The organism is Streptomyces sp. NPDC001410, assembly GCF_042895235.1.
Taxonomy (GTDB): Bacteria; Actinomycetota; Actinomycetes; order Streptomycetales; family Streptomycetaceae; genus Streptomyces.
Window position 1 is genome coordinate 352,601 of sequence record NZ_JBIAWE010000011.1, and the last position, 7,051, is coordinate 359,651.

The 7,051-nt window shown below is 67.9% G+C and carries 8 protein-coding genes; 6 read left to right on the forward strand and 2 right to left on the reverse strand.

The annotated features are described in order from the left end of the window. Nucleotides 1-735 precede the first annotated feature (735 nt). From ACFY3C_RS25795 to ACFY3C_RS25820, 6 genes are all read left to right on the forward strand, one after another. Entirely contained in the window at nucleotides 736-939 is a 204-nt protein-coding gene (locus ACFY3C_RS25795) for a hypothetical protein (protein WP_390772403.1), read from the forward strand. After that, nucleotides 936-1,787 carry a DAPG hydrolase family protein gene (locus ACFY3C_RS25800; protein WP_390772404.1) on the forward strand — a complete coding sequence of 284 codons (852 nt, stop codon included), beginning with the start codon at nucleotides 936-938 and terminating at the stop codon, nucleotides 1,785-1,787. Before ACFY3C_RS25795 ends, ACFY3C_RS25800 begins: the two co-directional genes overlap by 4 nt. 71 nt (nucleotides 1,788-1,858) lie before the next feature. Next, nucleotides 1,859-3,229 carry an FAD-binding oxidoreductase gene (locus tag ACFY3C_RS25805; RefSeq protein WP_390772405.1) on the forward strand — a complete coding sequence of 457 codons (1,371 nt, stop codon included), beginning with the start codon at nucleotides 1,859-1,861 and terminating at the stop codon, nucleotides 3,227-3,229. A gap of 68 nt (nucleotides 3,230-3,297) precedes the next feature. After that, nucleotides 3,298-4,041 (forward strand): hypothetical protein, encoded by a 744-nt coding sequence (locus ACFY3C_RS25810; protein WP_390772406.1) that lies wholly within the window; start codon nucleotides 3,298-3,300, stop codon nucleotides 4,039-4,041. A 351-nt stretch (nucleotides 4,042-4,392) separates the two neighbouring features. Then, nucleotides 4,393-4,761: a VOC family protein gene (locus ACFY3C_RS25815; protein WP_390772407.1), complete on the forward strand. Its 369-nt coding sequence runs from the start codon at nucleotides 4,393-4,395 to the stop codon at nucleotides 4,759-4,761. 89 nt (nucleotides 4,762-4,850) lie between these two features. Then, nucleotides 4,851-5,669, forward strand: a complete 819-nt coding sequence (locus ACFY3C_RS25820; protein ID WP_390772408.1) for an isocitrate lyase/phosphoenolpyruvate mutase family protein — start codon at nucleotides 4,851-4,853, stop codon at nucleotides 5,667-5,669. On the opposite strand, the gene ACFY3C_RS25825 is transcribed toward ACFY3C_RS25820, so the two are convergent. Next, nucleotides 5,603-6,325, reverse strand: a complete 723-nt coding sequence (locus ACFY3C_RS25825; RefSeq protein WP_390772409.1) for an alpha/beta fold hydrolase — start codon at nucleotides 6,323-6,325, stop codon at nucleotides 5,603-5,605. The two genes, ACFY3C_RS25820 and ACFY3C_RS25825, sit on opposite strands and share 67 nt — an antisense overlap. Further along, nucleotides 6,318-6,902: a TetR/AcrR family transcriptional regulator gene (locus ACFY3C_RS25830; RefSeq protein WP_390772410.1), complete on the reverse strand. Its 585-nt coding sequence runs from the start codon at nucleotides 6,900-6,902 to the stop codon at nucleotides 6,318-6,320. Before ACFY3C_RS25830 ends, ACFY3C_RS25825 begins: the two co-directional genes overlap by 8 nt. Nucleotides 6,903-7,051 lie beyond the last annotated feature (149 nt).

Consider the following 7,051-nt stretch of genomic DNA (forward strand, 5'->3'; position numbering starts at 1 on the left):
ACCCCCCTGCGCCACGCCTTTGACGCGGACGACCCAGCATCGACCCGTGGGTCAAGAAGGCCGGCGACCAGGGGCAGGCGTGGTCTGGCGCTGTCAGCGGTCTGGAGTCCTACCCTGGCGCGTACGTATGGTCTGACCTGAGGTTTCGACGGCTTCGGCGACACCCGACGCGCCCAGCCCGAGACGCCCGCGCGGTCCAGGAGCGCCGTCATCTGCGCGACCGGCAGCGACGGGTTGGTGGCCCCCGGCCACGCCCACGTGGGGCAGTGCGCACGCGCCCGCCGCGTCCGAATGGCCCACCGCACCGGCTTTCAGCAGGCGCAAGCCGGCGGTTATGCCTAGCGTCGCCAGAGGGCAACAGCTCATGAGTTTCGGGCGGAGGCGCAAGGGTCGTAAGGAGACAGGAGATGGCGGAGCGTCAACGGGGGGCTGGCAGCGCGAGAGGAGGAGTGAGCCGTACAGCAGGGGCCTGCGTGATCGCCGTGGGGTTCGCCTTCGCGAGCTGCCCGCCTCCTGCCGCGGCGAGTCCGCGGCCGGACCCGCCGCAGCTGCGCGCGACGGAGCCCGCTCCCCCGACCGGCAGCGCGACCACCCCGCCACCGATCATGTCGGGCAGCGACGTATGGAGCTTCGTCTCCGAGCCGGACCTTCACCCCAGCGGGTCACGGTGACCGCGCACGAGCCTGGGACGGCCCCGGCGAGATCTTCGTCGGCCCCTATGCCATCGGCACCGCGGTGGTAGGTCAGACGGGGGCACTGATCTCCGACAACTCCGGCGATCCCGTCTGGTTCTATCCGCCCAGCGCAGCGGCGAAGACCGACAACGGGAACAGCGTCGTCTACGCCTCCTGGAACGGTTCGACGCAGACCAGAGCGTGGCGGGTGCTCTCTCAAGTCCTCCGACGCCGTGACCCCGACCTGCTGAAGGCCGACCGATGACGGAAACACGGCCCGATCCCGGCCGCCGGACCCATCTGGGAATGCGGCCCGGCGAACTCGACAGCAAGTGGTATGCGAAGTACTGGAACCCGGTGATGGCTCCGCTGCCGGAGCACATCAAGGAGGCGATCGATCTCGGCCCGCAGGCGCCCCCGTTGTGTCTGGACCTGGACAACGCGGGAACACTGAGCGATGCCGGATACCAGGAGCTCGAGAACGGATACAGCCTCTTCGACGACGGCTCCATGCACATCGCGACACTGACTCATCTGCCGAGGGTGTCCCCGGACATGGTGGACTGGTGGTTCTGGTGGCACGCCACAGAGACCGAGCGGTACAAGCTGTGGTATCCGCGTGCCCACCTGTACGCGGAATGGTCCGGCGGCACGGCGGACCAGAGCGCTCCCTACCGTGAAAGGTATGTCGGCGGCACCTCGTTCGTGGATGAGTACGTCGGCAATGTGCTCGGCCGGCTCGCTATTCGTTTTGTCCTTCCCAGCAGTCTGGGATTCAGCGACGACATGCTCGATCCGGACAAGGCGACCGTGATCTGCGGCAGAGTGGGATTCTCCGACGTGCCGCTTGATTGGGGTCATCTGGTCCATTATGTGCGTCGGGTGAACAGTGGCGCCGAGATGCGTTCGCGTTTCTGGATGGGCGGGAAACACGTCGCCCCCTGCGGAGGAGCCTCCCTGACCGGTGAACTCGAAAAGGTCGCGGAAGGTGTGAGACATCTCGGAGACGGCCAGGCCCGCGCCATGGTCGTGCACTGCTCGCAGGAGATGAACCATCTCGCCGGCTTTCTCCCGGACATCTTCGACGAGTTCAGACGCCGTGAACAGGCGTGAACAGGCCGGATGCCATGTGCCCTGGGGTTCGGGCGGCACGTGATGTGCATGAAACTCGGAAGGGAACGGACATGGCAAACCACATCGAGGGCAGGGTGCTGCGGCGCGGTGACTACCGCTACGAGAGCCTGCGCCGTCAGGCCTGCTGGCACTCGGGGGTTCCGGACCGCTACCCCGAGGTGATCGTGCTGGCGAACAACGAGGACGATGTCGTCGGAGCGGTGAAGCTGGCCAGGGAAGAGGGCCTGCAGATCGCGGTGCGTTCCGGAGGCCACAGCTGGTCCGGGTCGCATCTGCGCGACGGCACGGTACTGATCGACCTCTCCAATCTGCGCCGTGTGACCGTCGACAAGGAGGCGATGACCGGCACCGCCCAGCCCGGAATCAAAGGGTCGGAGCTCAACTCCATGCTGGCGGAGAAGAACCTGTTCTTCCCCACGGGGCACTGCACGGGCGTCTCCATCGGCGGCTACCTGCTGCAGGGCGGATTCGCCTGGGCCGGACGGGACTACGGACCGGCCTGCATGTCAGTCACCGGCATCGACGCAGTCACCGCCGACGGCGAGCGGATCCACGCCGACGAGACCCGGAACGCCGACCTGCTCTGGGCCGCCCGAGGCGCCGGCCCCGGCTTCTTCGCCGTCGTCACCCGGTTCCACGTCAAGCTCTACCCGCGCAAGCGCACCACGATGAACAGTGGCTACTTCTGGCCCGCCTCGGCCGCGAGGGACGTCTACGGCTTCGTGCACGAGATCGGCCGTCAGACGCCCGCAGAGATCAATCTCATGTGCAACCGCGACCCGATGACCAACGACGAGCCGCTCATCTCCCTCAACGCCACCGCCTTCACCGACACCGAGGAGGAGGCCAGGGAGCAGCTGTCGGTCTTCGAGTCCTGCCCGGCGCGCGCTCAGGTGCTCACCACACGGCTCTACGAGGTGACGGACACCAGTACCCTGAGCCGGCTCGGCACCGATCCGCACTACGACGAGACCAAGCACTATCTCGCCGACAACATGTGGACCCACGCCTCCTTCGACGACCTCTGGCCCAACCTCGAGGCCATGCTGAAGACCTGGCCTCCCGCCCCCTCACACATGGTGCTCTACAACTGGGCAGGATACGAGGGACAGCCCGAACGCCCGCCGATGGCCTTCTCGGTGGAGGACGAGCTCTACTACGGGCTGTACGCGGCCTGGTCCGACCCGGCCGACGACCAGAAGTACACGGACTGGGTGACCGAGCACATGCGCGCCTGGGAGCCGTACGCCAGCGGCATCCAACTGGCCGACGAGAACCTGATCAACCGCCCCTACCGCTTCGTGACCGACGACAACCTCCAACGCCTCGACGACCTCCGCACCACATGGGATCCCGACGGACTCTTCATCTCCTGGCTCGGCCGCCCCGAGCCAGGGCGGACCAAGCCAGGGCATGGCTGATCAGCCATGCGGGTGACCAGGCAGACCCAAGCGGGAAGACGAGGCCGACTGCGGGTAGCGCCGCAAACATGACAGACAGACGTGATTCCGCACAGGGTGATGGGCCCAAACACGGACGCCGTTCGTCGGACAGCTCCCTGGGCGCATGGGTGGCCCTGCGCCATTGGTCTGCTGTCGGTGCAATTGCGGGCCTGTGTTTCTTTGGCCTCCTTGCAGCAATGTATGACGAGTTCTACACGGAATTCGGCATCACCTCGGGGGATGTTGAGCTGTCATATTCGGACACTTTGACGCGTTCATGGGGTTTCATTATTACCGTTGCCGTCGCACTGGCTGTCGGTATTTCCGTGGTCCTTTGGATCTGGAAAAATATCCTTAAGGGAAAACATGGGAGGGACTGCAAGTTCGATGAACTGCCACTCCCTGCTTACTTTACCGCGCTAGCTGCCATCTTCGCAATCTTGATCTCTGCCGGGCTTATCGGCGAGCACTTCATGGAGGCGGCCGGCAAGCGTGGCGCAGCAGGCCAACCCGTCACAGGCCTGCGACTGGGACTCTTGTTCTTCGATGTTCGAGCGCAGCCAGTCGCAGAAATCGTGTCTGTTGCGTCAAGTCCCGTCACTATCCCAACACAAGGGCTGACATTCCTAGGAAAGAGCGGCCGCTCCTTCGTTCTCTATTGCACACTCGACGGCCAGATCTTGAGAATCTCCGCGGAGCGATTCACGCTCCGTACATCTACCCGCCAGGCATTGAGGGAACCGGGGTCCAAGGGCTGCGGGAACGCAGCTACACGGGATCTCCCCAAATGAGAGTGCCGAAAAGGTGCGCTCAAGCTCAGGGGGTGATACGGGCGATCCGCAGGGTCGTCGTGGTCGGTGACGCCCCGCCTCCCGGGTGTTGTTGTAACCGGCGGACAGGTACGGGTACTTGGCGCTCAGGTTCACCGTCGTGGTGGTGACGGTGAGGTCGGGGGTGGCGTACCACGCGCCGGCGAGCAGTCCGGCGGCCGCGAGGGCGCCGATGGCGGGCTTGCGCGCCACTCGGACGCGGCGGTGACGTGTCGTGCGTCGTGCAGATGTCATGCCCTTCGGTGGCCGCCGGGCCGCGAAAGGTTGCCTAACTCGTTTGCATTTCTGGGGGTGCCCAGCAGAATCCGAGGCATGACTTCCAAGATCCGGCACGTGACGATCGACTGCGCCGACGCCTACGCCCTCGGCAGCTTCTGGTCCCAGGCCCTGGGCCAGCCCCTGCACGAGGACGACAATCCGGGGGATCCGGAGGCTCTGATCGAGGCCGCCGGCCTGCTCTTCGTGACCGTGCCGGAACCCAAGACCGTCAAGAACCGCGTCCACCTGGACCTCCAGCCGCAGGACCGCACCCGTGACGAGGAGGTCGAGCGGCTGCTCGCCCTCGGCGCCACCCTGGTCCACGACCACCGCAAGCCCGACGGCACCGGCTGGGCGCTCCTCGCCGACCCCGAGGGCAACGAGTTCTGCGTGGAGCGCAGTGCCGCCGAGCGCGGGGCGTAGGGCCCGGTAGAGCGAGGCGTGGTACACGGGACGGCGGCCGACGGCACAGTTCGGCTGGCGCCGAAACGTCCCGCCCCTAGCGTGGGCGTATGACCGCAGAGACCGCAGTGCCTGCCGTGACATCCTTCGCCGCACTCCACCACCGCCCCGGCGAGCCCCTGCTCCTGCCCAACGCCTGGGACCACGCCTCGGCCGCCGTGCTTGCGGCGCGCGGGTTCTCCGCGATCGGCACGACCAGTCTCGCCGTGGCGGCGGCCGTCGGACTGCCCGACGGCGAGGCGGCGACCCGGGAACACACCCTGCGCCTCGCCCTCACCCTCGGCTCGGAGCCGTACCTGCTCTCCGTCGACGCCGAGGACGGGTTCTCCGACGATCCCGGCGAAGTCGCCGAGCTGGCACATGAGTTGTGGGCCGTCGGGGCCGTCGGCATCAACCTGGAGGACGGGCTCGGGCCGACCGCCCGGCACGCCGCGAAGATCGCCGCAGTGAAGGCCGCCGTGCCCGGCCTGTTCGTCAACGCCCGTACGGACACGTACTGGCTGGGCGACGGCGTCGAGACGGACACCCTGCGCCGTCTCGACGCCTATCGACAGGCGGGCGCCGACGGGGTGTTCGTGCCCGGGCTCACCGACCCCGGCCGGATCGCGGACGTCGTCCGGTGCGTCGACGCCCCGCTCAACGTCCTGTACTCGCCCGCCGGGCCCGCCGTGCCCCAGCTTGCCGACCTCGGCGTCCGGCGCATCAGCCTCGGCTCGCTGCTCTACCGGCGGGCGCTCGGTGCCGCTCTGGACGCTGTGGCCAACATCGCGGCGGGGCGGGTGCCCGGCGGTACGACACCCTCCTACGACGAGGTGTGCGCGCTGGAGAGGAGCGTGTCGGCGAGGGCGTCGGCGAACTCCACGGGGTGATCCAGGGTGCCGAGATGCCCGCCGGGGAAGTCCATCAGGGGGATGCTGAGCCGGGTCGCGACCAACTCGGCCGTGTCACCCAATAGTTGGCCGCGTGATTCGGTGCCGACACCGAGGGTGAGGCGGCGTTCCGGGGAGGTGGGAGAGGGAACGTAGGCGGAGAACGGGCGTAGGACGTGGGCCAGGAAGACGCCCATGGGAGTTGCGTCGGCGCCCTCGGCCGGTGGCCGTCCGGGTCCGTCCAGCTGCCCGATCAGCTCCTCCCGCCGCTCCCGGCCGTCCGGCAGCACCGTCACACACGGCGGCTCGTGCGCCACCACGTGCGCCAGGCGTCGCGGGTGCCGGGCGAGCAGGTCGAGGACGGCGATGCCGCCGGAGCTGGTCCCGAACACGTACGCCTGCTCGTCCGGGGGCAGCACCGCCTCCAGTACCCGGTGCGCCCCCTCGCTCCAGTCCGCCGGGTGCTGGTCCGGGACCGGCAGGCCGAGCCGGCCGTGGGCGAGGCCCAGCGGGTCGTACGTCACCACGGTGAAGCGGCGGGCCAGCCGCTCGGTGAGCGGGCCGAACCCCATGGGGTGCCCGGCACCGCCCGGCACGAGCAGGAGGACGGGACCGCTGCCCGTTACGTCGTAGGACAGGGGCTCAGGCTCAGTCATCGTTCCTCTTCTCCCGGGGCCAGTGCGTGAGGGCGAGGTGCAGGGCGTCGACCGCCTTGTCCCAGGAGGTCTGTACGTCCCGGGCCGCGCCGAAGCCGCCCGCCGACTCCAGGGCGCAGTAGCCGTGGAAGGTGCTGCGCAGCAGGCGTACGGCGTCCGTGAGGTCCGGCTCGTCGAGGCCGTAGGCGCGCAGCATGCCGTAGGTGATCTCTGCCGTGCGGCGCATGGCGGGGGAGTCGGCGATCAGGGCCTGGTCGATGCGGATCTGGGTGGCCGCGTACCGGCCGGGGTGGTCGAGCGCGTACGCCCGGTACGCGCCCGCGAACGCGGCCAGCGCGTCCTTCCCGGCCCGGCCCGCCACGGCCGCCGCGATCCGGTCGATCAGTTCGCCGCCCGCGTGCAGCGCGAGCCGGGTGCGCAGGTCGTTCAGGTTGCGGACGTGCGAGTACAGACTCGCGTCCTTCACCCCGAAGTGCCGGGCCAGCGCGGACAGGCTGACGTTCTCGAAGCCCGCCTCGTCGGCGAGGTCGGCGGCGGCCGCGACCAGTCGGTCGACGGTGAGTCCCGCACGGGCCATCTGACACCTCCTTGGATACCTAGGGACAATCCTAGGACCTCTAGGAGTTTACTCAAAGAGTGTTTTGTCCCGGCGAGGTTGTTTGGTTCGAGGTTCAGGTGTCGCGCCAGTTCGGAGTGGATTCACTGGTGAGTCGTCGGCTTATGAGG